Below are 26,978 nucleotides of genomic sequence, written 5' to 3'. Positions count from 1 at the left end.
GAGCGGGCGGTGTCCGGACTCCCTCCGGGCACCGCCCCGTTGCGTGACGGGGACGCTCAACGGGGGGCGCGTGACGGGGGATTGGCGATGAGCCGGATGATCAGGGTGTTGCTCGCCGACGACGAGACGATGATGCGGGCCGGCATCCGGGCGATTCTCGGTGCGGTGGCCGATATCGAGGTCGTCGCGGAGGCGGCGGACGGCCACGAGGCGGTCGAGCTGGCCCGCGAACACCGGCCCGACGTCTGCCTGCTGGACATCCGTATGCCGCGGCTGGACGGCCTGGGCGCCGCCGCGGAACTCGCCGGCGCGGTCCCCGGAACGGCCGTCGTGATGCTGACGACCTTCTCCGAGGACGAGTACATCGCGAGCGCCCTCGGCTCCGGCGCCGCCGGATTCCTGCTCAAGTCCGGCGACCCGCGGGAGCTGATCGCGGGTGTACGGGCCGTCGCCGAGGGCGGCGCCTACCTCTCGCCGTCCGTCGCGCGGCGCGTCATCACGCAGCTGGGAGACGGGCAGCTGAGCCGGGGCGTGGCCGCCCGTGCCCGGGTCGACGGGCTGACCGGACGCGAACGCGAGGTGCTCGGCCTGGTCGGCGCGGGACTGTCCAACGCCGAGATCGCGGAGCGGTTGTTCCTGGTCGAGGGCACCGTCAAGGGGTATGTCAGCGCGATCCTCGCCCGCCTCGGCGTCCGGAACCGCGTCCAAGCGGCGATCCTCGCGTACGAGGCGGGCCTGGTCCCCGCATCGTGACCACTGTCCTCCCGGCCGGCTGGCGCGCACGCCTCCCCGGGCTCGGTATATGGCTGATTCTTTGCGTTGTACCGGCCAGCGCGTTCAATGGCCCGACCGACCTCCGGCTGTGGGCGACGGCGGCCGCCGCCTTCCCCTTGCTCGCCGTGGCCGTACTGCTGCGCAACCGCCTGCCCCTGGTAGCGGTGGCGCTCCCGGTCGCAGCGAGCCTGGTGGTCTCCAGGGACCTCTTCACCCCCGTGTACTGCCTCGCACTGGCCGTATTCGGCTATCTGGCCGGCGTACAGATGGCGCGTGCCCGCCCCGCGCTCTGGTTCTTCACCGGCATCGCGGCCGCCGGACTGCCGCTGAGCGCGCTCCTCGACCGCACGGTGTGGCCATGGTTCTCCCTTCTCCTGACACTGCTGCTCAATGTGGTCCTGCCGTGGCTGCTGGGGCGCTACCGCCGCCAGTACCGCCAACTGGTCCGCACCGGCTGGCAGCTCGCCGAGCGGATGGAGCACGAACAGCAGGCCGTCGCCGACCGCGCCCGGCTGCGCGAACGCGCCCGGATCGCCCAGGACATGCACGACTCCCTCGGCCACGATCTGGCGCTGATCGCGCTGCGGGCCGGGGCACTGGAGATCGGCCCGCGGCTGGACCCGGACGGCCGGGCGGCGGCCGGTGAGCTGCGGGAGGCGGCCGGGACGGCGACCGAGCGGCTGCGGGAGATCATCGGCGTACTGCGCACGGACGACGAGACGGCGCCCCGTTCACCGTCCGACGAGAGCGTGGCGGCAGTGGTGGACCGCGCACGGGCGTCGGGGATGACGGTGACGCTGGAACAGACAGCGGAAGGCGCGGGCGAGGAGCCGGCCGCCGGCTCCGGACTCCCCGCCATGACCGGGCACGCCCTGCACCGCGTCGTCCAGGAATCGCTGACCAACGCCGCCAAGCACGCCCCGGGCGCGGCCGTACGGGTGCGGATCGTACGGTCCGCCGAGCAGCTGCACATCACGGTGGCCAACGCCCCGCGGCCCGCCGGGCCCGCACCGGCCGCGGTCTCCGGCGGCAGCGGGCTCGTCGGGCTGGACGAACGGGTCCGGCTGGCGGGCGGCGCGCTGCACACCGGGCCGACGCCCGAGGGCGGTTTCACGGTCTCGGCCCGGTTGCCGACGACCGGCAACGCACCGCCCTCGTCCGCCGGCCGGCCGCAATCGACCGCAGCGGCACGCGAGTTGGCCGCCGAGCGGCAGCAAGTACGGCGGCGGCTGCGGCAGACGGTGGCCGTGCCGCTCGCCGTCATCGCCGCCCTGCTCGTACTGATGGGTGTCTTCGCCCTGGTCAGCCCGTCGTGGACGGTACTGGACCGGGCGGTCTACGACGGCCTTGGGATCGGCACGCAGCGCACGAAGGCGGAGTCCGTACTGCCGTTCTTCGCGCTGGACGCCCCTCCGGTCGACACGCCGCCGCCCCCGCGCGGCTGGTCGTGCGTGTACTACAGCGTCCGCGAGGGATCCAATTCGGCCTACCGTCTCTGCTTCGCCGACGACCGGCTGGTCGGCAAGGACATCCTGGAGCGACGGGGCTGAGGGGGCTGCCACGCCACTCCCCTCAGCCCCTCACCCCCTCGCCCCTCACCTCCAGCGCGATCTCGGCGTCCCAGCAGGGACGTTCGGCCACGCCGTCCCCCACCCCGTCGGCGATCACCGCAACAGCACGCCCGGCGCCCCGCCCGCCTCCCCCGTCGACTCCGCAGGCAGAGCGACCAGGCCCGGCTCCGCGCCGGTCGCCAGCAGCCGGTGGGCGGGCAGGATGCGGACGGTGTAGCCGAAGGAGCCGGTGCGGTCCAGGGCGAGCGGGCCTTCGTAGAGGTGACCGCCCGTGAGGTCGGGTCCCGCGGTGGGTTTGAGCGGTACGGCGGTGGCGTCGGTGATCCGGTCCGAGCCGTCGACCCGGCCGGAGACGACCTGCACCTCGACATCGTCGGGGGTGAGGGCGCCGAGCGTCACCCGGACCCGCAGGGCGAGGGCGGCGCCCAGCTCCCCGCTGCCGTCGGGCTGCCCGGCGGGCGCGCCGGTCTCCACATGGTCGACCGAGACCCGCGGCCAGGCGGCCCGTAACCGCGCCTTGTAGTCGGCCAGTTCGCGGGACGCGTCCGGAGTCAGGGCGCGATGGGCATGCGCGGCCGGGGCGTAGAGCCGGTCGACGTACTCGCGCACCATGCGTCCGGCGAGCACCTTGGGCCCCAGGGTGGTCAGCGTGCGACGGACCATTTCGACCCAGCGGCCCGGGACCCCGGCGTCGTCGCGGTCGTAGAAGCGCGGCGCCACCTGCTCTTCCAGCAGCGTGTAGAGGGCGTTCGCCTCCAGGTCGTCACGCCGGTCGTCGTCGGTGGCGGCCCCGTCCGCGGTCGGGATGGACCAGCCGAAGTCCGGCTCGTACCACTCGTCCCACCAGCCGTCCCGCACGGACAGGTTCAGCGCGCCGTTGAGGGCCGCCTTCATCCCGGAGGTGCCGCAGGCCTCCAGCGGCCGCAGCGGGTTGTTGAGCCAGACGTCGCAGCCGGGGTAGAGCTTCTGGGCCATCGCCATGCCGTAGTCGGGCAGGAAGACCAGCCGGTGCCGGACGCGGGGGTCGTCGGCGAACCGCACCAGCTCCTGGATGAGCCGTTTGCCGCCCTCGTCGGCAGGGTGGGCCTTGCCCGCGACGACGATCTGGACGGGGCGTTCGGGATGCAGCAGCAGTTCCGTCAGCCGTTCGCGGTCACGCAGCATGAGGGTGAGGCGCTTGTAGGACGGGACCCGGCGGGCGAAACCGATCGTCAGGACGTCGGGGGCGAGCACCCCCTCGATCCAGCCAAGCTCCGCGGTGCCCGCGCCGCGCTGCCGCCACGAGGTGCGCAGCCGTTCGCGGACCTCGGCCACCAGTTGTTCGCGCAGGGTGCGGCGCAGCTCCCAGATGGCGGCGTCGGGGATGCCGGCGACCGCGGCCCAGCGCTGCGACCCGCCGACGGTCAGCGCTTTCTCGGTCCGGCCCGCGCCGACCTGGCGCGCGCCGAGCCGCAGCACCTCGGGCGCCACCCAGGTCGGCGCGTGCACCCCGTTGGTGACGGAGCTGATCGGCACCTCGTCGGCGTCGAATCCGGGCCACAGGCCGGCGAACATCTCCCGGCTGACCTGTCCGTGCAGGGTGGAGACGCCGTTGGCGCGCTGGGCCAGCCGCAGCCCCATCACGGCCATGTTGAAGAGGCCCGGTTCGCCGCCCGGGTAGGACTCGCGGCCCAGTTCGAGGACGCGCTCGGGGTCGATGCCTGGCAGCTCGGCGTCGTCGCCGAAGTGGCGGGCGACCAGTTCGCGGTCGAAGCGGTCGATGCCGGCGGCGACGGGAGTGTGCGTGGTGAAGACCGTGCCGGCGCGTACGGCTTCCAGGGCGGCGTCGAACTCCGCTCCCCCGTCGGCGAGTTCACGGATGCGTTCCAGGCCGAGGAAGCCGGCGTGGCCCTCGTTGGTGTGGAAGACCTCGGGCGCGGGGTGGCCGGCCAGCCGGCAGTACGCGCGCACCGCCCGTACGCCGCCGATGCCCAGCAGCATCTCCTGGAGCAGCCGGTGCTCGCTGCCGCCCCCGTAGAGCCGGTCGGTGACATCGCGCTCACCGGGGCCGTTCTCCTCCACATCGGAGTCGAGCAGCAGCAGCGGGACCCGGCCGACCTGGGCTTGCCAGACGGCCGCGCACAGCCGGCGGCCGCCGGGCAGGGCGAGCGTGACCTGTGCGGGTGTGCCGTCGAGCTCCCGCAGCATGGTCATCGGCAGCTCGTTCGGGTCGAGGACCGGGTAGTGCTCCTGCTGCCAGCCGTCGCGGGACAGCGTCTGCCGGAAGTAGCCGTGCCGGTAGAGAAGGCCGACGCCGATCAGCGGGACACCGAGGTCGCTGGCGGCCTTGAGGTGGTCGCCGGCGAGGATGCCGAGGCCCCCGGAGTACTGGGGCAGCGCGGCGGTGATGCCGAACTCGGGCGAGAAGTAGGCGATGGCGGCGGGCCGGCCCGGGTCTCCGCCGTCGGCCCCGCCGCTCACAGGGTCTTCCTGGTACCAGCGGCGGCCGCCGAGGTAGTCGTGCAGATCATCGGCGGCGGCGGTCAGCCGGCGCAGAAAGCGGCGGTCCGCGGCCAGCTCGGCCAGCCGCTCGGCGGAGACGGCGGCGAGCAGCCGTACGGGGTCGGCACCCGCCCGCCGCCAGCCCCCGGGGTCGACGGACTGGAACAGCTCACGGGTCTCGGGATGCCATGACCAGCGCAGATTGCGCGCCAGGTCGCACAGGGGTCGAAGGGGTTCGGGAAGGACGGGACGCACGGTGAATCGACGAATGGCCTTCACTCCTCGACCGTAGCGGCGCCGCGCCCCCGGCAACCAGCACGCGCCCAGGACACGCCCCGGACATGCCCCGACTCCCGTACTCGCGCGTCTGCCGATATGGCCGAATCCACACCCTGATGCGCTCTTGTACGGACCCCCTCCTGGCGAGAGGCTGCGGGAAGCGCCGACGGGCCCCGGCGCGGCACCGGACAACCGCACACCGCAACTCCGCTGTGTTCACACCGAGTTGAGGAGGCGACGCCGAACGTGTCAGCGCTGCGCAGGGCCCGCCCGCGCGGGATCCCGGGCCGTCCCGGCGGATCACTGCGTGCCCGTGGTTACGTACCAGTAGTTCGCATACAACCGGATTGCCCGGCCGCCACCCGAGGAAGACTCAGCCAGTACGCCGTCCCCCGCTCACGTTCCGCACACGGCCCGGCTCTCCCCCACTCTCGAAATTCGCTCGACCGGGGGGACCCCCGTCCCGCCGCCAACCGAGTGAAAGCGGACAGAAGCGCCCATGCGCGCGCCCCGTCCACCTGCCATGGAGCGGATACAAAGGACAAAATCCCTGCAAAGCGTCACGAGCCCCTGGTGAGCCCATGATCGGTCGCATCCCTGTTCTGGACATCCGCCCGCAGATCGATTGCGGCCGCCGCCCGGCGAAGGCGGTGGTGGGCGAGACGTTCGAAGTCTCGGCCACCGTCTTCCGCGAAGGCCATGACGCGGTGGGCGCCAATGTGGTGCTGCGCAACCCTGCCGGCCGCTGCGGCCCCTGGACCCCGATGCTGGAGCGGATGCCCGGTACCGACCGCTGGAGCGCGGAGGTCACCCCGAACGTCGAGGGCCGCTGGACATACACCGTCGAGGCCTGGTCCGACCCGATCGCCACATGGCGGCACCATGCCACGATCAAGATCCCGGCCGGCATCGACTCCGAGCTGGTGCTCGCCGAGGGCGCCGCGCTCCACGAACGGGCGGCCTCGGACGTCCCCAAGAGCGACGGCCGGGAGCCGGTGCTCGCCGCCGTGGACGCGCTGCGCAACGACGGGCTGCCCGCAGCCACCCGACTCGCCGCGGCGCTGTCCCCCGAGGTCACCGACGCGCTGGAGCGTCATCCGCTGCGCGAACTGCTCACCGTCTCGCGCCCGATGCCGCTGGTCGTCGAGCGCCGGCGGGCCCTGTACGGCTCGTGGTACGAGCTCTTCCCGCGCTCCGAGGGCGCCGCCACCGCACCGGACGGGACCCTCGTCAGCGGCACCCTGCGCACCGCCGCCGAACGGCTGCCCGCCGTCGCCGCGATGGGCTTCGACGTGGTCTACCTGCCACCGGTGCACCCCATCGGCACCGCCTTCCGCAAGGGCCCCAACAACGCGCTGTCCGCGGGCCCGGACGACGTCGGCTCCCCCTGGGCCATCGGCTCCGCCGACGGCGGCCATGACGCCCTCCACCCGGGCCTGGGCACCTTCGAGGACTTCGACCACTTCGTGCACACCGCCCGCGGTCTGCGGATGGAAGTGGCCCTGGACTTCGCGCTGCAGTGCTCCCCCGACCACCCCTGGGTCGTGCAGCATCCGCAGTGGTTCCACCACCGCGCGGACGGTTCCGTCGCCTACGCCGAGAACCCGCCGAAGAAGTACCAGGACATCTACCCCATCGCCTTCGACGCCGACTTCCGCGGACTGGTCCGCGAGACGCTGCGGCTGCTGCGCTTCTGGATGGCGAAGGGCGTACGGATCTTCCGCGTCGACAATCCGCACACCAAGCCGGTGGCCTTCTGGGAGAAGGTGATCGCCGACATCGGCCGCACCGACCCGGATGTGCTGTTCCTCGCCGAGGCGTTCACCCGGCCCGCGATGCTGCACACCCTCGCCCAGGTCGGCTTCCACCAGTCGTACACCTACTTCACCTGGCGCAACACCAAGCAGGAGCTCACCGACTACCTCACCGAGCTGTCCGGCGACAGCGCCGCCTACCTGCGGCCGAACTTCTTCGTGAACACCCCGGACATCCTGCACGCCTACCTCCAGGAAGGCGGCCGCAGCGCCTTCGAGGTACGCGCCGTCCTGGCAGCGACGCTCTCCCCCACATGGGGCGTCTACGCCGGATACGAGCTGTGCGAGGCGGCTCCCGTACGCCGCGGCAGCGAGGAGTACCTCGACTCGGAGAAGTACCAACTCAGGCCCCGTGACTGGGAAACGGCGGCCCGGGAAGGGCGCACCATCGCGCCGCTCATCACCGCGCTGAACCGCATCCGCCGCCGGCACCCCGCCCTTCAGCAGCTGCGCTCGCTGCGCTTCCACCACGTCGACAACGACGCGGTGATCGCGTTCTCCAAGCGCGCCGGGCACGGTGCCGGGAGCGACACGGTGCTCACGGTGGTCAACCTCGACCCGCACCACACCCAGGAGGCGACGGTGTCGTTGGACATGCCGGAACTCGGCCTCGGCCGGCACGATTCCTTCCCGGTGCGCGACGAGCTCACCGGCGACACCTACCACTGGGGCAGGGACAACTATGTGCGCCTGGAGCCGGGCCGTACTCCGGCGCCCGCTCACGTGCTGTCCCTGCGACCGTCCTCACCGATCGGAGGGTCACCCAATTGATCGTCAACGAGCCTGTCCCCGACAAGTTCGAGGACACACCGGCGAAGGACCGCGATCCCGACTGGTTCAAACGGGCCGTCTTCTACGAAGTCCTGGTGCGGTCGTTCCAGGACAGTAACGGCGACGGCGTCGGTGATCTCAAGGGCATCACGGCAAAGCTCGACTATCTGCAATGGCTGGGGGTGGACTGCCTCTGGCTCCCGCCGTTCTTCAAATCCCCGTTGCGGGACGGCGGATACGATGTCTCCGACTACACCTCGGTGCTTCCGGAATTCGGTGACCTGGCCGACTTCGTGGAATTCGTCGACGCCGCCCACCAGCGCGGCATGCGGGTCATCATCGACATGGTGATGAACCACACCAGCGACCAGCACCCGTGGTTCCAGGAGTCGCGCACGGATCCCGAAGGGCCGTACGGCGACTATTACGTCTGGGCGGACGACGACAAGCAGTACGCCGACGCACGGATCATCTTCGTCGACACCGAAGCCTCCAACTGGACCTTCGACCCGGTGCGCAAGCAGTACTACTGGCACCGCTTCTTCTCCCACCAGCCGGACCTCAACTACGAGAACCCGACGGTCCAGGAGGAGATGATCTCCGCCCTGCGCTTCTGGCTCGACCTGGGGATCGACGGCTTCCGGCTCGACGCGGTGCCGTACCTCTACGCCGAGGAAGGCACCAACTGCGAGAACCTGCCCGCCTCGCACGCCTTCCTCAAGCGGGTCCGTGCCGAGATCGACGCGCACTATCCGGACACCGTGCTGCTGGCCGAGGCCAATCAATGGCCCGAAGACGTCGTCGACTACTTCGGCGACTACGCCGTGGGCGGCGACGAATGCCATATGGCGTTCCACTTCCCGGTCATGCCGCGGATCTTCATGGCGGTACGCCGCGAATCGCGTTACCCGGTATCGGAAATCCTCGCCAAGACCCCGGCGATTCCGTCCGGCTGCCAGTGGGGCATCTTCCTGCGCAACCATGACGAGCTGACCCTCGAAATGGTCACGGACGAAGAACGCGACTACATGTACGCGGAATACGCGAAGGACCCCCGGATGCGCGCCAACATCGGCATCCGGCGGCGGCTCGCCCCGCTGCTCGACAACGACCGCAACCAGATCGAACTCTTCACCGCTCTGCTGCTCTCCCTGCCCGGCTCGCCGATTCTTTACTACGGCGATGAGATCGGCATGGGCGACAACATCTGGCTCGGTGACCGCGACGCGGTGCGCACCCCGATGCAGTGGACGCCGGACCGCAATGCCGGCTTCTCCTCCTGCGACCCGGGGCGGCTCTTCCTCCCCACGATCATGGACCCGGTCTACGGCTACCAGGTCACCAACGTCGAGGCGGCGATGAGCTCGCCCTCGTCGCTGCTGCACTGGACCCGCCGGATGATCGAGATCCGCAAGCAGAACCCGGCGTTCGGGCTCGGTAGCTACACCGAACTGCCCTCCACCAACCCGGCGGTGCTGGCCTTCCTGCGGGAAGCGGAAGGCACCGGCGGCGCGGACGACGACCTGGTGCTGTGCGTGCACAACTTCTCCCGCTTCGCCCAGCCGACGGAGCTGGACCTGCAGTCGTTCAACGGCCGCCACCCGGTGGAACTCATCGGCGGCGTCCGCTTCCCGGCAATCGGTGAACTCCCGTACCTGCTCACCCTCGCGGGCCACGGGTTCTACTGGTTCAGGCTGCGCAAGAACCCCGCGTAGACAGGTACGTCCAACGGGCGGACCCGACCGGGCGCGGGGCCAAGAATCCGCCCGTACGCGGCCGGACGGCGCGTACGGGCGTTTTTTGACCTTTCGCTCGGGCAGTCTCCCTATTACCGCACGGGCCGGGTGGGCCATCGTCGGTCCTCCCGGCTCGGAGGACCGCCACGCAGCGGACGCGACACCACGCCGGAACACCGCTGCAGGACGGGGCGATCCTCGCTTGCACCTCCCCCGGACTCCGTCTGGGGGTAACCCCACCGTGCCGCCGCACAGTCAAGGCCGTATTCCGGGACACTTGCCCTATCTGTCGTGTGCCCGGGGAAAGGACGCGACGCCATGTCGGACACCGCCTCGACCCGTGCCACCCGTAACACCCCTGACCGCCCGCTCGTCGCCGCCCCCGATCTGCTGTCCTCGCTCGTCCCGCTGCTCGCCGCATGGGTGCCCCGCCAGCGCTGGTTCGCCGGCAAGGGACGGCTGATCACCGGCTTCACCCTGGTCTCGGCGACCGAACTGCTGCCGTGCTCCGCCAACGGCAGCGCACCGGGCCTGCTCCAGCTGCTCGTCCGCACCCAGCAGAACGCACCGGCCGGCCGTACACCCGCCGCCGACTGCTATCAACTCCTGCTCGGTGTACACCCCGCGCTGCCGCCGCAGCTGGCACCCGCGGCGATCGGCCGCCCGGCCGGCGGCCCGCTGCGCGGCCGCACCATCTACGACGCGCTGCTCGACAACCGGCTGTGCGGGCTGCTGCTGGAGCGACTGCGGATGCCCGGCCGGATCGGCGCACTGCGCTTCCGCCGCGAACCGGACAGCGACATTCCGTCCGGGCTGGCGGCCCGGCCGATCGCCGTCGAGCAGTCCAACTCCTCGATCGTGTACGGCGATACGTTTATTCTGAAGGTTTTCCGGCGGATCGCGCCCGGCATCAACCCGGATCTGGAACTGCCGCGCGCACTGGCCGACGTCAAGTGCGCACGGGTGCCCGCACCGGCGGCGTGGTTCGAGGCGGACGCCGCCGAGGACGGCGGGGAGGCCACCACACTCGGGGTGCTCCAGCCGTTCCTGCCGGGCTCGGCGGACGGCTGGCAGCTGGCGCTCAACGCGCTCTCGGTACGGGCCGACTTCACCGGCTCGGCGCGGGCGCTCGGCCATGCCACCGCCGAGGTGCACACCGCGCTCGCCCAGACCCTGCCGACCACCGAACTCCGGCGCCCGCAGCTGGAGGCGATCGCCGCCCGCATGAATGAGCGGCTGGACGCCACCGCCCGTGCGGTACCCGTGCTCCAGCCCTACCGCGCCCGGCTGCGCGCCGCCTTCGACGCGCTCGCCGCGGTCGGCCACGACGGGCGCAGCTGGGCCGCCCAGCGCATCCACGGCGATCTGCACCTGGGCCAGACGCTGCGCTCCGCCGAGGAGGGCCGCTGGTCGCTGATCGACTTCGAGGGCGAACCGGCCCGCCCACTGGGCGAGCGGCGCCGGCCGCAGCCCGCGCTGCGCGATGTCGCGGCGATGCTGCGCTCCTTCGACTACGCGGCGCGCAGCGGGCCGGCCGGCAGCGATCCCTGGTCACAGGAGTGGGCGCGGCGCACCCGCGACGCCTACTGCCTGGGATACGCCGAGGCCGGCGGGCTCGATCCGCGCTCCGCACCCGAGCTGATGCGCGCGTACGAGACCGACAAGGCCGTCTACGAGGTGCTCTACGAGGCCCGCCACCGGCCCGACTGGCTGTCCGTCCCGATGGCCGCGATCCGTCGGCTGGCGGCGGCCGGGGAGCGGCTGGAGGGGATAGATGGCCTGGGTGGGGGTGCCGGGCAGTCGTCGGGGGACTCGCGGTGGGCTCCGTCGCCGCGGTCGTCCGCCTCGGCCCGGTACTCCGACTCCCCCGGCTCCGCCGACTCCACCGGATCGGACGGAGCCAACGGACGCGGGTGACCGGTGCCCGGCCGCTCCCCCTCGGTCCGACCCGATGACCGTCCCCGAGGAGGCTCCTCTCTTGAACCCTCCCCCAGCGGAAGCAGGGGGATTCCTGGCTCACGTCGCCTACCCCTCAGCGAGAGTGCAGGTCTTACACGATCAACACCAGCCGGGTTGGAACCAGCCCGGTTGCCCCGAAAGACAAGGAGGTTGCGCGTGCTTGGTTCTCGCAACGCACGGTGTGCAGCTTACCCGTTTCTTGCCCTGCTCCGCAGGGGTCCTTTTGCTCCCCCGGCCGAAGCCGGGGGCATCCTCGGAGGTTCCAGGTGACCACCCGTCCGCCGTCCCGCCGCACCACTTCCGACACCGCGCCTGCCAAGGCCGCGACCGACGCCCCCGCGGCGGGGCGGCCCGGCCGCACGTCGACGTCCCGGCCATCGGCCGACAAGCCCAGCACCAGGTCCACACCGGCCACCACCCCGGGCCCCACCGCCGGGGCAGCCGACGCCACCGAGACCGCGCCCGCCGCGACAGCCACCGCAGCCGCCTCCGTCTCCGCGGCCACGGCGACCAAGTCCGGGGCCGAGACCGAGACCGCCACAACGGCCCCCGCCGCCAAGCGTTCCTCCGCCCCGCGCCCACCCGCGCCCCGGGCCGCCGAGCCCGCGCATGCGGCCTCCCGTACCGCCGGCAAGCCGGCGGCCCGCTCCCGTGCCGTGAAGCCGAAGGCCGCCAGCCGCGGCGTACGGGTCGCCACCCCGCTGTCCGACGAGGACCAGGGGCGGCTGCTCGCCGGCGCACATCACGATCCGCACGGCCTGCTCGGCGTGCACCCCGTGCGCGGCGGGCTGCTCTTCCGGGTCCTGCGCCCGTACGCGAAGAGCGTCACCGTGCTCGGCAAGGGCCTGCGCACCACCCTGCACCCCGAGGGCGACGGGCTGTTCGCCGGAGTGCTGCCGCTGCGCAAGATCCCCGACTACGAGCTGCTGGTCGAGTACGACGACAACACCCTGACGGTGCGGGACCCCTACTGCTTCCTGCCCGCGCTCGGCGAGCTGGATCTGCATCTGCTCGGCGAGGGCAGGCATGAGCAGCTCTGGCACGCGCTGGGCGCCCGGACCATGGACCACCAGGGCGTGACCGGCACCCGCTTCACGCTCTGGGCGCCCAATGCCCTCGGCGTCCGCGTCGTCGGCAACTTCAACTACTGGGACGGCACCGCCTTTCCGATGCGCTCACTGGGCTCGTCCGGTATCTGGGAGCTGTTCCTCCCGGGCATCGGCGAGGGTGAGCTGTACAAGTTCGAGATCACCCGGCCGGACGGCTCCCGGACCGTACGCGCCGACCCGATGGCGCGGCGCACCGAGTGCCCGCCCGCCAACGCCTCGGTCGTGGACGAGTCGCACTACCGCTGGAAGGACGCCGCCTGGATGGCGCAGCGCGGCGAGCGCCCCGTGCACGAGGCACCGCTTTCCGTCTACGAGGTACACCTCCCTTCTTGGCGCCCAGGCCTGACCTACCGCCAGCTGGCCATGCAACTCCCGTCCTACGTCAAGGACTTGGGGTTCACCCATGTGGAGCTGATGCCGGTCTCCGAGCATCCCTTCGGCGGGTCATGGGGCTATCAGGTGACCGGGTTCTACGCACCCACCGCCAGGATGGGCACCCCGGACGACTTCAGATTCCTGATCGACGCGCTGCACCGGGCCGGTATCGGCGTACTGATGGACTGGGTCCCGGCGCACTTCCCGCGCGATGACTGGGCGCTGGCGGAGTTCGACGGGCGGCCGCTGTACGAGCACGGGGACCCGGCACGGGCCGCGCACCCGGACTGGGGCACCCTGGAGTTCGACTACGGCCGCACCGAGGTCCGTAACTTCCTGGTCGCCAACGCCGTGTACTGGTGCGAGGAGTTCCATATCGACGGCCTGCGGGTGGACGCCGTGGCCTCGATGCTCTACCTCGACTATTCGCGCGAGGACGGCGGCTGGACACCGAACGTCCACGGCGGGCGGGAGAATCTCGATGCAGTCGCCTTCCTCCAGGAGATGAACGCGACGGTCTACCGCCGCTGCCCCGGCGTCGTCACCATCGCCGAGGAGTCCACGGCCTGGGACGGCGTCACCCGCGCCACGCATCATGTCGGTCCGGGCGGATTCGGCGGCCTGGGTTTCGGTCTGAAATGGAACATGGGCTGGATGCACGACTCCCTCGTCTATGTGTCCAAGGAGCCGGTGCACCGTAAGTACCACCACGGTGAGATGACCTTCTCCATGATCTATGCCTACTCCGAGAACTATGTGCTGCCGATCTCCCACGACGAGGTGGTGCACGGCAAGCGCTCACTGGTGTCGAAGATGCCCGGTGACTGGTGGCAGCAGCGGGCCAACCACCGGGCGTACCTCGGCTATATGTGGGCCCACCCAGGCAAGCAACTCCTCTTCATGGGGCAGGAGTTCGCGCAGGGTGCGGAGTGGGCGGAGAGCCATGGCCCGGACTGGTGGCTGCTGGACCCGTCGTACGAGGCGGAGTCGGACCACCGGGGCGTACGCGATCTCGTCCGCGACCTGAACCTGCGCTACGCCGCCACTCCCGCGCTCTGGGAACGGGACACCGACCCGGCCGGATTCTCCTGGATCGACGGGGATGCCGGCGAGGACAACGTCTTCTCCTTCCTGCGCTTCGCCGCCGACGGCGCCCCCCTGATCGCGGTCACCAACTTCTCGCCCGTCGTACGCCACGCCTACCGGCTCGGCGCCCCCGACCACATCCCCGCCTGGCGCGAGGTCCTCAACACCGACGACCCCCGCTATGGCGGCAGCGGCGTCGCCAACCCGGACGTCCTCAAGGCCGAACCGACCCCCTGGAACGGCCGCGCCACCTCCATCGCACCGGTGCTCCCCCCGCTGGCGACGATCTGGCTGCGACCGGTCTGAGGGAGGGAATCACGGGCGGGTGCTGTCGCCGCCCTCCCCCGCCGCGGCGGCACTCGGGCCCGCCGCCACCCCGCCCGGCCTCAGACGGACTCCGAGGCCGGGCGGAGGGCGGTACGCAGAGCGTCCACCGAAGCGCGCCATTCCGGGCCGCTCGCGGAGTCGTCCCACAGCTCGGCGATCTCGGAGTCCGCCGCGAGCACCCGCTCCAGGGCCCGGACCGCCAGCCCGGCCAGTTCCTCGGACGGCTCGCCTATCGCCCCCTTGGGCCCGTACACCACATCGACCGGGCGCCCGCCGGGGCGGCCCGCCGCGACCAACGCGGCGGCGGCCACGGCGACTTCCCCCTCCGGCGCCTCCAGATAGTCGCTCTCCTCGACGGCGGCGGACAGCGCCGCACGGATCGCGGCGAGCCGCTCGGCCCCGTCCGCCAGGTCGTCCAGATCACCTGCGAAGTCCGCCGCGGCGTCGCCGCCGAACGGATCCGTCCCCCAAGTACCCATGACTTCCCCCTCGTTCCTGGCCCCTCGTACATGGCCGCAACCGGCCCTCACCGGCTGCTGATCTGCCATCAACTGAATGGTGCCAGGCACCACTGACAATCGGCCTCGGACAGCCATGCCACGGAGGAAAACCGCAGGTCAGAGGAAGTTTGAGGGGTCAGGGGCGGCCGGACGGGGCCGCCGGGGATCGCCGGGCACCGGCCCCCCCCGGCGACGACGAAGGGGCGGATGCCTCGCGGCACCCGCCCCTCCCCTGTTCGCCGGGTCTCGGACCATGACGTCGGTCCGAGGTGTCGGTCCGTGACATCGGTCCGAGGTGTCGGCCCGTGACGTCAGACCTTCGCCGACGCCTTCGCCCCGCCGTCCCGCGGCCCGATGACCTCAGCGGTGGGCGCCTCGCCGGACGCCTCGCCGTGCCCGTCGACGGAGAGCGTCTTCTCGTCGAACGGCACCCGGCCGGACAGCACTTCCGCCGCCCGCGCCTTGTCGATCTCCTTGGTCCAGGTGCCGACCAGGACCGTGGCCACCGCATTGCCCGCGAAGTTGGTCATCGCACGGGCCTCGCTCATGAAGCGGTCGATGCCGACGATCAGGCCGACACCGTCGACCAGTTCGGGGCGGTGCGACTGGAGGCCGCCGGCCAGCGTCGCCAGACCCGCACCGGTGACGCCCGCCGCGCCCTTCGACGCGATGATCATGAAGACCAGCAGTGAGATCTGCTGGCCGAGCGAGAGCGGATCGCCCATCGCCTCGGCGACGAACAGCGAGGCCATCGTCAGATAGATGGCGGTGCCGTCGAGGTTGAAGCTGTAGCCGGTGGGAACGGTGATGCCGACCACCGGCTTGCTGACGCCCAGGTGCTCCATCTTCGCAATCAGCCTGGGGAGTGCCGACTCCGAGGACGACGTGGACAGGATCAGCAGGAATTCGCGCGCCAGGTACTTCAGCAGCAAGAAGATGTTGATGCCGGCGACCAGCCGCAGCAGCGCGCCGAGCACCAGGAAGACGAACAGCAGGCAGGTGGTGTAGAAGCCGATCATGATGACGGCCAGCGTCTTCAGGGCGTCCAGGCCGGTCTCGCCGACCACCGCCGCGATGGCGCCGAAGGCACCCACCGGCGCCACCCACATGATCATGGAGAGCACCCGGAAGACCAGCTTCTGGATGTGCCCGATACCGCGCAGCACCGGTTCGCCGGCCGAGCCCATCGCCTGCAGCCCGAAGCCGGCCAGCAGCGCCACCAGCAGCGTCTGGAGCACCTCGCCCCCGGTGAAGGCGGAGACCAGCGTGGTGGGGATCATGCCGAGCAGGAAGTCGGGCAGGGACTCGCCGCCGCCCTCCGTCTGGGCCTGGCCCGCGTGCCGGACGGACTCGGTCAGATGGAGACCGGAGCCGGGATCCAGGATGTTGCCGACGACCAGGCCGATGGCCAGCGCGACGGTGGACATCACCATGAAGTAGCCGAGGGCGAGTCCGCCCACCGCGCCGACCTTGGCGGCCTTACGCACCGAGCCGACGCCCAGCACGATGGTGCAGAAGATGATGGGCGAGATCATCATCTTGATGAGGTTCACGAAGCCGGTACCGAGCGGCTTGAGCTGGACGGCGACACCGGGGGCCGCGAAGCCCACGATGATGCCCAGCAGCACGGCGCCGATCACGGCGATATAGAGGAAATGGGTGCGGTCCCGCTTCTTCGGCGCGGTCTCCTTGGTGATGCCCCCGGACGGCGGGGTCTGTGCAGCCACGGCTGCCTCCTCGGTATACGGCTGTGCGCTGATCTGCGGCTCTGTCGCACAACAAGTCCCGGCGACTATGCACTCCGCTGTGGCGTGCGTCACCCTTGCGTTCATTTCGTTCATGCAAAAGTGACCGTGCAGACTGTTATGTATGCGACTCCCCCGTCCCCGGCCTCCCCGGAGGCTGCGCGGCCCCCGCAGCCTCGCCGGGCAGCTCTTCGCGATGCAGGCCGTGCTGGTGGCGGTGGTCGTCGTGGGCTGCGCCGTCTTCGCGTATCTGAGCGCGGGACGGCAGGCGGAGGAGACCGCGCGGCGGCAGGCGACCGCGGCGGCCACCGCCGTCGCCGACTCGCCCGCCGTGGTGGCGGCGGCCCGCTCCAAGGACCCGACGGCCGCGCTCCAGCCGTACGCCGAGCGGCTGCGGCGGGACGCGGGCGTCGAATTCGTCGTGGTGATGGCCCCGGACGGGACGCGCTGGACGCACCCGCAGCCGTCGGCGATCGGCGACAAGTACCTAGGGCACATCGGGCCCGCGCTGCGCGGCGAGATCTTCCCCGAGACGCACCGGGGGGTCCTCGGGCCCTCCGTACGGGTCGTCGCGCCGGTCCATGACCCGCAGCGCGGCGGTCGGATCACGGCGCTGGTCAGCTCCGGCATCACCATCAAAACGATCAGCGAGGAGCTGCGTGAGCAGGTGTTCGCGCTGGCCGGGGTCGCCGCGGCGGCGCTGGCGCTGGGCGGCCTCGGGACGTACGTGATCAACGCCAGGCTGCGGCGGCACACCCACGGGATGAACGCCGCCGAGCTCAGCCGGATGCACGACTACCACCAGGCGGCGCTGCACGCGGTGCGCGAGGGGCTGTTGATGCTGGACGGGCAGCGCAGGGTCGCCCTGGTCAACGACGGCGGGCGGGAGCTGCTCGGGCTCTCCGACGACGCGGTGGGCAGGGTCGTGACGGAGCTGGGGCTGCCCGCCCCGCTGACCGAGGCGCTGCTCGCACCGGGACCGCGGGTCGACGAGCTGCACCTCACCGGCGAGCGGGTGCTCGTCCTCAACTCCGCGCCGGTCTCCGGCGGCGAGCACCGCGGCAGCGTCGTCACCCTCCGCGACCACACCGAACTCCAGGCGCTCTCCGGCGAGTTGGACTCGGTACGCGGCTTCGCCGAGGCGCTGCGCTCGCAGGCCCACGAGGCCGCCAACCGGCTGCACACGGTGGTGTCGCTGATCGAGCTGGGGCGGGCCGAGGAGGCGGTGGAATTCGCCACCGCGGAGCTGGAGTTGGCGCAGGCGCTGACCGACCAGGTCGTCGGCGCGGTCGCCGAGCCGGTACTCGCCGCGCTGCTGCTCGGCAAGGCCGCGCAGGCCAACGAGCGGGGCGTCGAGCTGACCCTCACCCCGGACAGCCGGATCGACGACGGGCTGCTCCCGCCCGGACTGCCCGCCCGCGACCTGGTGACGGTGCTGGGCAACCTCATCGACAACGCCATCGACGCCGCCGCGCCGCCCCAGGAGCACACCGCCACCGAACCACCGCTGGTGCGCGTCGCCGCGCGGGCGGACGACGGTGAGCTGCTGCTGTGCGTGGCGGACAACGGCCCCGGGGTCGCGGCGGACGCCACGGAGGAGATCTTCCAGCGGGGCTGGACCACCAAGAGCCCCGCCGGGTCGCCGGCCCGGGGCCGCGGCCTGGGCCTCGCCCTCGTCCGGCAGGCCGTACGCCGTAACGGCGGCACCATTACTCTCGACCCGCAGCCGGAAGGCGGCGCGCGGTTCACCGTACGGCTGCCGCTGCACACACGGGTGGCGCCATGAATGGCAAGAGACGCAGACCCGGCACCACCACGAGAGGATGTGCCCGGTGAGCCCCTCTCCCTCCTCGCCCCGCTCCGACATCCGAGTCCTCGTCGTCGAGGACGATCCGGTCGCGGCCGCCGCGCACGCCCTGTACGTCGGACGGGTGCCCGGCTTCACCGTCTCCGGCACCGTGCACTCCGGCGGCGACGCCCGCCGCCACCTCGACCAGCACGCCGTCGATCTGCTGCTGCTCGACCTCTATCTTCCCGACGGCCACGGCCTCCAGCTGGTGCGCACACTGCGCGCGGCCGGACACACCGCCGACCTCATCGCCGTCACCTCCGCCCGCGATCTGACGATGGTGCGCGAGGGCGTCTCGCTCGGCGTGGTGCAGTACGTGCTGAAGCCGTTCACCTTCTCCACCCTCCGCGACCGGCTCACCCGTTACGCCGAGTTCCGCGCCACCGCGGGCGAGGCCAGCGGGCAGGACGAGGTGGACCGGGCGATCGCCGCACTGCGCGCGCCGCGCCCCGCCGCGCTCCCCAAGGGGCTGACCGCGGCCACCCTGCGCGCCGTGACCGATGTGCTGCGAGCCGCGGAGAGCGGTCTGACGGCGGCGGAGGCGGCCGCCGACGTCGGGATCTCGCGGATCACCGCCCGCCGCTATCTCGAACACCTCGTGGAGAGCGGCCGGGCCGCCCGCGCCCCGCAGTACGGCCAGGTCGGCCGTCCGGAATTGCGCTATCGCTGGTCGGGCCATTGACCCGTTGTGAGCGGTGACTTACTTTCAGCGGGCAGCCCGCCGTGGTTGGTTGACCGTGGTTAGTTGGAGGTCGTGCCGTGCGCCCCACCGCCCCGCTGATTCTTCTCACCGCCGCCGTTCTGGCCGCGGGCACGCTCACCGCCTGTGGCGGTGGGGCCGGGAGCGACCGGAACACCGTCAAGGTCGCCTTCATCAAGGACACCAACAGCAAGGTCACGGTCCGGGACGACTACATCAAGCTGGTGGCGAAGCAGTTCGAGAAGGCCAACCCCGGCAAGAAGGTCAAGCTCATCCCGATCCAGGCGTCGGAGAACGACTACTACACCAAGATCCAGCAGATGATGCGCTCCCCGAAGACCGCACCCGACGTGGTCTACGAGGACACCTTCCTCATCAGCTCCGATATCGAGGCCGGGCTGCTGCGCCCTCTGGACACCTATATCGACACGTGGGACGACTGGGGTCAGTTCGAGGCGACCGCGAAGACCGCCGCGAAGGCGCAGGACGGCAAGACGTACGGCGTCCCGGACGGCACGGACACCCGCGGGCTGTGGTTCAACAAGAAGATCTTCAAGAAGGCCGGGCTGCCGGCCGATTGGCAGCCCAGGACCTGGGACGCGGTGCTCGACGCGGCCCGGCAGGTCAAGCGGAAGGTCCCCGGCGTGATCCCGCTGAACGTCTTCACGGGCAAGGGCGCCGGCGAGGCCGCCGTCATGCAGGGCTTCGAGATGCTGCTGTACGGCACCGGGGACAACCAGCTCTACGAGCCGGGCGCGAAGAAATGGGTCACCGGCAGCAAGGGCTTCAAGGACAGCCTGACGTTCATCGACACCGTCTACAAGGAAAAGCTCGGCCCCGACGTGTCCGACGCGCTCAGCCCCAACATCCAGACCAATGTCGCGGCCGAGCTGTTGCCCGAGGAGAAACTCGCCATCGACCTCGACGGTTCCTGGCTGGGCCAGCAGTGGCAGAAGACCGGCGGCGGAAACCCGTGGCCCGAGTGGTCGACGACGCTCGGCCAGGCGCCGTTCCCGACCCAGCACGGCACCCCGCCGGGCAAGGTCAGCCTGGCCGGCGGATGGACGTGGTCGGTGCCGCGGAAGTCCCAGCAACCCGATCTGGCCTGGAAGTTGATCGAGACGTTCCAGTCGAAGCAGAACGCCCTCGAATGGTGCGTACGGGGCGCGCAGATCGCGGTACGCAAGGACGTCGCCGCCGAGCCGCGCTATCTGACGTCGGTACCGGGCATCGGCTTCTTCACCGGCCTGGTCGAGATCAGCCAGTACCGGCCCGCGCTGCCCGCCTATCCCAAGGTCGCCTCGGCGATCGGTGAGGCGATGGAGGCGGTCACCGCCGACGACTCCTCGCCGGACCAGGCCGCCAAGGACTACGACGAACAACTGAAGTCCATCGTGGACGGCCAGGTCGTCGCCAAACCATGAACGGCGTCGTCACCAAGAGCGCGCGCACGGCCCGCAGGCCCCGCGCCCTCCCCGCCCGTAAGAGCCTGCTCCGCTGGTCCCCGCTCGCCCCGGCCACGGTCGTTCTGCTGCTCTTCCTCGCCGGGCCCATCGGCTACTGCGTCTATATCGCCTTCACCGACACCCAGTTGACCGGCCAGGAATCGGCGTCCTTCGTCGGCCTGGCCAACTTCCGGCACGCCTTCGGCGACGCCGGATTCCGCAACGCGGTCGTGCTGACCCTGGTGTTCACCGTGATCTCCTCGATCCTCGGCCAGAACACCCTGGGGCTCGCACTGGCCGGCCTGATGCGGCGCGCCTCACGGCCCGTACGCGCGCTCACCGGTGCGGTGGTGATCACCGCCTGGGTGATTCCGGAGATCGTCGCGGGCTTTCTCCTCTATTCCTTCTTCGAACGCCGCGGCACCCTCAACGCCATCCTGGAGTGGCTCCAACTCCCCACCCAGAACTGGCTGTTCACCCTCCCCATCCTCGCCGTCTCGTTCGCCAACGTGTGGCGCGGCACCGCCTTCTCGATGCTCATCTACTCCGCGGCGCTCTCCGAGGTCCCCCAGGAGGTCAAGGAGTCGGCGGAGGTCGACGGCGCGGGCGGGCTGCGGCGGCTGTGGCACATCACGCTGCCGATGATCCGCCGTTCCATCGGCACCAACCTGATGCTCAACACCCTTCAGACGCTCTCCGTCTTCGGGCTGATCTGGGCGATGACCCGCGGCGGCCCTGGCAACCGCAGCCAGACGCTGCCGGTGTTCATGTACGACCAGGCGTTCCTGAAGTCCCTGATCGGTTACGGCACGGCGGTGGCGCTGCTGCTGCTCGTCGTGGGCGCGCTGTTCTCGGCGGTCTATCTGCGCCTGATGCGCGAGGAGGTCTGATGCCGCACCCGGCCCGGTCCACCCGACGCCTTCTGACCCGGCCCGCCCTCCCCCGAGCTCTCCGACAAGCTCCGAGCAGGGGGCACCCCCATCGGTTCGCCGCCGACGCCGGGCTGCTGGTCGTCGCGGTGGCGTTCGCGATCCCGCTGGCCTGGCTGGTGCTGTCGTCGCTGAACACGGAGGCGACCCTGCGGCTACGGCTGCCCGCGTCGCCCGCTCCGGACAACTTCTCGGCGGTCATGACGGACGAGATCACCTTCACGCCGATGCTCAACAGCCTGCTGCTGTGCGGCGGCGCCACGCTGATCACCGTGGTCTGCGCGGCCCTGGCCGCCTATCCGCTCTCCCGTTTCCGCGCCCGCTTCAGCCGCCCGTACCTGCTGGCCATCCTGTTCTCGACCTGTCTGCCGATCACCGCGATCATGGTGCCGGTCTACGGCCTCTTCGTACAGGTCAATCTGATCGACACGATGTACGGCACCACGCTCTTCCTCGCCGCCGCCCAACTCCCGTTCGCCATCTGGCTGATGAAGAACTTCATGGACGGCGTCCCCAAGGCCCTGGAGGAGGCGGCGTGGACGGACGGCGCCTCCTGGATGCAGACCCTGTGGCGGATCATCCTGCCGCTGATGGGCCCCGGCTTCACCGTCGTGACGATCTACACCTTCATCATGATGTGGGGCAATTTCTTCGTCCCGTTCATGCTGCTGCTCTCCCCGGAGCAGCTGCCCGCATCCGTCAGCATCTTCAACTTCTTCGGCAACTACGGAGCCATCGCCTTCGGTGAACTCGCCGCGTTCTCGATCCTCTACTCGACACCGGTGATTCTTCTGTACATCCTCATCTCCAGGCGGCTCGGCGGCGGGTTCGCACTCGGGGGCGCAGTGAAGGGTTAGAAACAGTGGGTGCGCGGCGGGTGGCACAATGGAATACGCACCACGGGCGGCACCGCAACCGAACGATCGTAGGAACCTACGACTTCACATCTTGTTCATATACACCATAGGTGTGAATGCACCTGGTCACTTACCGTGTGCCGGTGAACACGCACGCCGGGGAGCCGCGCAGGCCCCCTTTCAACGCCGAGGCCGCCCGCCGGCACCGCGACGCCCTCGGTATGACCCCTGCCCATGTCGCGTACGGGATCGGGGCCGCGTACGGCATACGGATATCGCCCGCGACGGTGGCGTCCTGGGAGCTGGGCGAGACCTCGCCGACCGAAGCCGAGCTGAGCGCGCTGGCCGGAGCGCTGTGGTGTGCGCCCGGCGAGCTCCTCGGCGCGCCCGGCACACTGCGCGAGTACCGCCTGGCGGCCGGCCTGGCGCCCGACGATCTGGCACTGCGGATCGGCATGGACCAGGCCGCGTACGACGCGATGGAGGCCGGCGGGGCGTGGCGCGGCAATGACCGGCAGGCCGCGGCGCTCGCCGAGGTGCTGGACCTTCCGCTGCCCGCGCTGGTCCGGTTCACCGGCCAGGAGGCGAAGCTGACCGAGATGCTGACCAGCGCCGCCACCACCCGCTGGCAGGGGTACGTGCGGCCCATCGGCAAGGTCGTACCGCTGCCCAAGCAGCAGATCCAGGACGTGCTGCAGGAGCTGTTCGGCGAGTACCACGACACGATGGCGGCCTCGCTCAACTGGGGCGGCGGAGGCAGCGCCGATGAGTCCGGCAGGGCGGGGCGCGCGTTTCTCGGCCGCATCCTGGAGGAGTTCTGGCAGCGGGCCGGGCTGTCGGGCTGAGGGCGGCGGGCGCGGTGCGGGCGGATCGGTGACGGTGGGAGCGGCCCCGCAGCCCGTAGGTCACAGGTCGGACGGGCGTCCCCCCACAGGATGACGGCGGGGGCCGGCGTCGGACTTCCCACCGACGCGACTTTCCGTCCCTCGGGTTGAGGACTGGGGTGACCTGCGCATTCGAGAATTGGGACAGCACGTTGCACAACATCTTCCGTCCCTTTTCTGTCCCCTTCAGGAGTCCCCGTGTCCCACGCGGCAGCATTTTCGGGTTTCCCCGGATCCCCCGGTTCCCCCGCCCGAGCCACCGCGGCCGTCGCCGCCCGTGCCACGGACCTGAGCAAGGTCTACGGCCAGGGTGAGACCCGCGTGGTCGCGCTGGACTCCGTCTCCGTGGAGTTCGGCAAGGCCCGGTTCACCGCCATCATGGGCCCGTCCGGGTCCGGTAAGTCCACGCTGATGCACTGCATGGCCGGGCTGGACTCGATCTCCAGCGGCTCGGCGCGGATCGGCGATGTGGAGCTGGCTTCGCTGGGCGACAAGCAGCTGACGCGGCTGCGCCGGGACAAGATCGGCTTCATCTTCCAGGCGTTCAATCTGCTGCCGACGCTCACCGCGCTGGAGAACATCACGCTGCCGATGGACATAGCGGGCCGCAGGCCCGACCGGGAGTGGGTGAACACCGTCATCGAGACCGTCGGCCTCTCCGGGCGGCTCTCGCACCGGCCCGCGCAGCTCTCCGGCGGACAGCAGCAGCGGGTCGCCGTCGCCCGGGCGCTGGCCGCCCAGCCGGAGATCATCTTCGCGGACGAGCCGACCGGCAATCTCGACTCCCGTTCCGGCGCCGAGGTGCTGGGCTTTCTGCGCGAGTCGGTGCGGGCGATGGACCAGACGGTGGTGATGGTCACCCACGATCCGGTCGCGGCCGGGTACGCGGACCGGGTGGTGTTCCTCGCGGACGGCCGGATAGTCGAGGAGCTGTACGAGCCGACCGCTGACGCCGTCCTGGACCGGATGCGGCTTTTCGACTCCAAGGGCCGTACGAGCTGACACCGGCGGACCTGGCGCGCCCGCCGCCCGCCGCGGCGGGCCGCCCGCCGCCCCGCCCCTCCGTATCCAGAGCTACCGGACTCCAGGACTGACACCACCACCATGCTGCGTACTGCCCTGCGCAATGTCCTTGCGCACAAAGCCCGGCTGATGATGACCGCGCTCGCGGTCCTGCTCGGCGTCGCCTTCGTCGCCGGCACCCTCATCTTCAGCGACACCGTCGGCGAGGCCGTCAAGAACGCCTCCGCCAAGAACCTCAAGGATGTGGCCGTCTCCGTCCGGGCCACCTCCGGCCCCGACGCCCCCGACGCCGGCGACGGTGAGAAGGACGGCAAGCGGGCCACCGCGCTCGACCAGAAACTGGCGGACCGGATCCGGGTACTGCCCGGCGTGCAGTCCGTTCGGTCCGACGTCACCGGAACGGCGACGCTCGCCGGGAGGGACGACCAGCCGATCGGCAACGGCTGGCAGAACCTCGCCGTCAACTACCAGCCGGGCAAGGACGGCAAGGACAGCCGCTACCCGCTGGCGCAGGGCCGCGGCCCGGCCTCCGAGAACGAGATGGCGCTCGCCGAGAGCACCGCGAAGGCCGCCGGCTACAAGATCGGCGACACCGTGCGGTTCGCCACCGACGGGCCGGTGCTGAAGAAGAAGCTGGTCGGCATCGTCGCGACGGACGACCCGCAGGTGACCGCGGGCGGCAGCCTGGCGCTGTTCGACACCGCCACCGCGCAGAAGCTGTATCTGCACCCCGGTCAGTTCGACGAGCTGGTCGTGGCGGCGACGCCCGGCACCGACCAGCGGGCGCTCACTGCGAAGGTCCGCGAACTGCTGCCCAAGGACCGTGCCGAGGCGACCAGCGGCAGTGAACTCGCCGCCGAGCAGGCCAAGATGATCGCCGAGCAGAACAGCGCGCTGAGCAAGACCCTGCTGACCTTCGCCGGAATCGCCCTGTTCGTCGGCGTCTTCATCATCGCCAACACCTTCACCATGCTGATCTCCCAGCGCAGCCGCGAGATCGCCCTGCTGCGTGCGGTCGGAGCCTCGCGCCGGCAGGTGGTGCGCTCGGTGCTGGCCGAGGCCGGTCTGCTGGGGCTGATCTCCTCCGTCGTCGGGTTCGCGCTGGGCACCGGAATCGCGGTGGGCCTGCGTGCGGTGCTGAACGCCAATGGCGCGGGCTTCCCGGACGGGCCGGTCATCATCAGCCCGGCCGCGGTGCTCTCCGCACTGGGGGTGGGCGTCGTGGTGACCGTACTGGCCGCGTGGCTGCCGTCCCGTAAGGCGGCGAAGATCGCGCCGGTGGAGGCGCTCAGCACCGTCGAGGCGCCGCCCGCGCTGCGCAGCCTGGTGCTCCGCAACACCATCGGTGCGGTCATCGGCGGCCTCGGTGTGGCGGTGATGCTCTACGTCTCCACCCTCAAGTCCGGTGACGATCTGCCGATCGCGATGCTGGGCTCGATGCTGACGCTGACCGGCGTGATCATCCTTGCCCCGCTGCTGTCCCGTCCGCTGGTCTCGCTGGCCGGTCTCGTCACCACCCGGCTGTTCGGCATCGGCGGCAAGCTGGCCAAGGAGAACGCCCTGCGCAATCCGCGCCGGACCGCCGCGACCGCGTCCGCGCTGATGATCGGCCTCACCCTGATCACCGGGATGACGGTCGTGGGGCACTCGGCGCAGCTGGGCATGGACAAGATGGCGGCCAACGGGCTGACCGCCGACTACCAGGTCAAGACCTCGACCTACGTCGGTCTGGATCCCGAGCTGTCGAAGAAGGTGGCGCAGGTCCCGGGCGTGGAGGCGATGGCCCCGCTGCGCGGCACGTCCTTCACCACCGGCGGCTCGGGCGCCGACGGCGGCTTCGGCTACCTGCGCGGCACCGACCTCGCTCAGATCGACAAGGTCACCCGACTCACCTTCACCCAGGGCTCGTTGGATGCCGTCCGGGCCGGCGGGATCGCTGTCTCGCAGAAGGGCGCCAAGGAGCACGGCTGGCACGCCGGTGACACGGTGAGCGTCCGGTTCGACGAGAACGAGAAGAAGACCACGAAGCTGAAGGTCGCCGCCGTCTACAAGGACAACGAGGTGCTGGGTGAGCTCTTCGCCGACGTGTCGCTGGTCGACCCGCATCTGACCCGGGTCAAGAACGAGGAACTGCTGGTGAAGGCGGCCGGCGGCGGCTCTCCGGCCCTGGTCAAGGACATCCGGCAGGCCCTCGGCGACAGCCCGCTGCTGAAGATCCAGAACCACGACGACCTGCGCAAGGAGAACGCCGGGCAGATCGACACCGTTCTGAACATGATCTACGGACTTCTGGGCATGGCCGTCGTCATCGCGGTGGTCGGCGTGGTCAACACCCTGGCCATGTCGGTGTTCGAGCGGACCCGGGAGATAGGGATGCTGCGGGCGATCGGTCTGGCCCGCAGCGGCATCAAGCAGATGGTGCGGCTGGAGTCGGTGGTCATCTCGCTGTTCGGCGCGATCCTCGGCATCGGCGTGGGCGTCTTCCTGGCCTGGGCCGGCGGCAGCCTGGTCGGCTCGTCGTTCCCCACCTACGAGATGGTGCTGCCCTGGGGCCGGCTCGGGCTGTTCCTGCTGATCGCGCTGGTCGTGGGGGTGCTGGCGGCGCTGTGGCCGGCCCGCCGGGCCGCCCGGCTGAACATGCTGGAGGCCATCGGCGCGCAGTGACCCGTACGGCGAACGGGATGTTGACGAAGAAGGTCCAGCGCCAGTCCATGTACTCGGTGAGCACACCGCCGAGGATCAGCCCCACTGCGCCACCACCACC

General features: G+C 70.7%; 17 protein-coding genes. 14 read left to right on the top strand and 3 right to left on the bottom strand.

Annotated features, from left to right (window positions below; all coding sequences use genetic code 11):
• Positions 1-96: 96 nt before the first annotated feature.
• Both AB0I10_RS28405 and AB0I10_RS28400 read left to right on the top strand, forming a co-directional pair.
• Positions 97-753 (top strand): response regulator transcription factor, encoded by a 657-nt coding sequence (locus AB0I10_RS28405; protein WP_363155504.1) that lies wholly within the window; start codon positions 97-99, stop codon positions 751-753.
• Positions 750-2,324: a histidine kinase gene (locus AB0I10_RS28400; RefSeq protein ID WP_363155490.1), complete on the top strand. Its 1,575-nt coding sequence runs from the start codon at positions 750-752 to the stop codon at positions 2,322-2,324. The genes AB0I10_RS28405 and AB0I10_RS28400 overlap by 4 nt, the downstream gene beginning before the upstream one ends.
• A gap of 114 nt (positions 2,325-2,438) precedes the next feature.
• On the opposite strand, the gene glgP is transcribed toward AB0I10_RS28400, so the two are convergent.
• Positions 2,439-5,105, bottom strand: a complete 2,667-nt coding sequence (gene glgP / locus AB0I10_RS28395) for an alpha-glucan family phosphorylase (RefSeq protein WP_363155489.1) — start codon at positions 5,103-5,105, stop codon at positions 2,439-2,441.
• A gap of 581 nt (positions 5,106-5,686) precedes the next feature.
• Between glgP and AB0I10_RS28390 the strand changes: the two genes are divergently transcribed.
• From AB0I10_RS28390 to glgB, 4 genes are all read left to right on the top strand, one after another.
• Positions 5,687-7,690, top strand: a complete 2,004-nt coding sequence (locus AB0I10_RS28390) for an alpha-1,4-glucan--maltose-1-phosphate maltosyltransferase (RefSeq protein ID WP_363155488.1) — start codon at positions 5,687-5,689, stop codon at positions 7,688-7,690.
• On the top strand, positions 7,687-9,405 hold the full coding sequence (gene treS, locus AB0I10_RS28385) for a maltose alpha-D-glucosyltransferase (RefSeq protein ID WP_363155487.1): 1,719 nt from the start codon (positions 7,687-7,689) through the stop codon (positions 9,403-9,405). Before AB0I10_RS28390 ends, treS begins: the two co-directional genes overlap by 4 nt.
• A gap of 339 nt (positions 9,406-9,744) precedes the next feature.
• Positions 9,745-11,343 carry a phosphotransferase gene (locus tag AB0I10_RS28380; RefSeq protein WP_363155486.1) on the top strand — a complete coding sequence of 533 codons (1,599 nt, stop codon included), beginning with the start codon at positions 9,745-9,747 and terminating at the stop codon, positions 11,341-11,343.
• 698 nt (positions 11,344-12,041) lie between these two features.
• Positions 12,042-14,261, top strand: a complete 2,220-nt coding sequence (gene glgB, locus AB0I10_RS28375; protein WP_363155503.1) for a 1,4-alpha-glucan branching enzyme — start codon at positions 12,042-12,044, stop codon at positions 14,259-14,261.
• Between the two features lie 80 nt (positions 14,262-14,341).
• Here glgB and AB0I10_RS28370 read toward each other — a convergent pair whose 3' ends face one another.
• Both AB0I10_RS28370 and AB0I10_RS28365 read right to left on the bottom strand, forming a co-directional pair.
• Positions 14,342-14,761 carry a DUF4259 domain-containing protein gene (locus AB0I10_RS28370; protein WP_363155485.1) on the bottom strand — a complete coding sequence of 140 codons (420 nt, stop codon included), beginning with the start codon at positions 14,759-14,761 and terminating at the stop codon, positions 14,342-14,344.
• Between the two features lie 332 nt (positions 14,762-15,093).
• Positions 15,094-16,509 (bottom strand): cation:dicarboxylase symporter family transporter, encoded by a 1,416-nt coding sequence (locus tag AB0I10_RS28365; protein WP_363155484.1) that lies wholly within the window; start codon positions 16,507-16,509, stop codon positions 15,094-15,096.
• Positions 16,510-16,651: 142 nt separating this feature from the next.
• On the opposite strand from AB0I10_RS28365, the gene AB0I10_RS28360 reads away from it, so the two are divergent.
• The 8 genes from AB0I10_RS28360 (at position 16,652) to AB0I10_RS28325 (ending at position 26,878) form a co-directional block, all read left to right on the top strand.
• On the top strand, positions 16,652-18,313 hold the full coding sequence (locus tag AB0I10_RS28360; RefSeq protein WP_363155483.1) for a sensor histidine kinase: 1,662 nt from the start codon (positions 16,652-16,654) through the stop codon (positions 18,311-18,313).
• 46 nt (positions 18,314-18,359) lie between these two features.
• The gene (locus AB0I10_RS28355) at positions 18,360-19,058 is read left to right on the top strand and encodes a response regulator (RefSeq protein WP_363155482.1); all 699 of its coding nucleotides are present in this window, start codon (positions 18,360-18,362) and stop codon (positions 19,056-19,058) included.
• A 77-nt stretch (positions 19,059-19,135) separates the two neighbouring features.
• Positions 19,136-20,500: an extracellular solute-binding protein gene (locus AB0I10_RS28350; RefSeq protein ID WP_363155481.1), complete on the top strand. Its 1,365-nt coding sequence runs from the start codon at positions 19,136-19,138 to the stop codon at positions 20,498-20,500.
• Positions 20,497-21,411 carry a sugar ABC transporter permease gene (locus AB0I10_RS28345; RefSeq protein WP_363155480.1) on the top strand — a complete coding sequence of 305 codons (915 nt, stop codon included), beginning with the start codon at positions 20,497-20,499 and terminating at the stop codon, positions 21,409-21,411. The genes AB0I10_RS28350 and AB0I10_RS28345 overlap by 4 nt, the downstream gene beginning before the upstream one ends.
• On the top strand, positions 21,411-22,307 hold the full coding sequence (locus AB0I10_RS28340; protein ID WP_363155479.1) for a carbohydrate ABC transporter permease: 897 nt from the start codon (positions 21,411-21,413) through the stop codon (positions 22,305-22,307). Before AB0I10_RS28345 ends, AB0I10_RS28340 begins: the two co-directional genes overlap by 1 nt.
• Before the next feature lie 137 nt (positions 22,308-22,444).
• Entirely contained in the window at positions 22,445-23,152 is a 708-nt protein-coding gene (locus tag AB0I10_RS28335; RefSeq protein WP_363155502.1) for a helix-turn-helix transcriptional regulator, read from the top strand.
• Positions 23,153-23,389: 237 nt separating this feature from the next.
• Positions 23,390-24,193: an ABC transporter ATP-binding protein gene (locus AB0I10_RS28330; RefSeq protein ID WP_363155478.1), complete on the top strand. Its 804-nt coding sequence runs from the start codon at positions 23,390-23,392 to the stop codon at positions 24,191-24,193.
• Positions 24,194-24,295: 102 nt separating this feature from the next.
• Positions 24,296-26,878 carry an FtsX-like permease family protein gene (locus tag AB0I10_RS28325; RefSeq protein WP_363155477.1) on the top strand — a complete coding sequence of 861 codons (2,583 nt, stop codon included), beginning with the start codon at positions 24,296-24,298 and terminating at the stop codon, positions 26,876-26,878.
• Positions 26,879-26,978 lie beyond the last annotated feature (100 nt).

This window comes from Streptomyces sp. NPDC050636, from assembly GCF_040654775.1.
Lineage (GTDB): Bacteria > Actinomycetota > Actinomycetes > Streptomycetales > Streptomycetaceae > Streptomyces.
The sequence above is the reverse complement of the archived record's forward strand: the minus strand, read 5'-3'. Positions and strand labels throughout refer to the sequence as shown.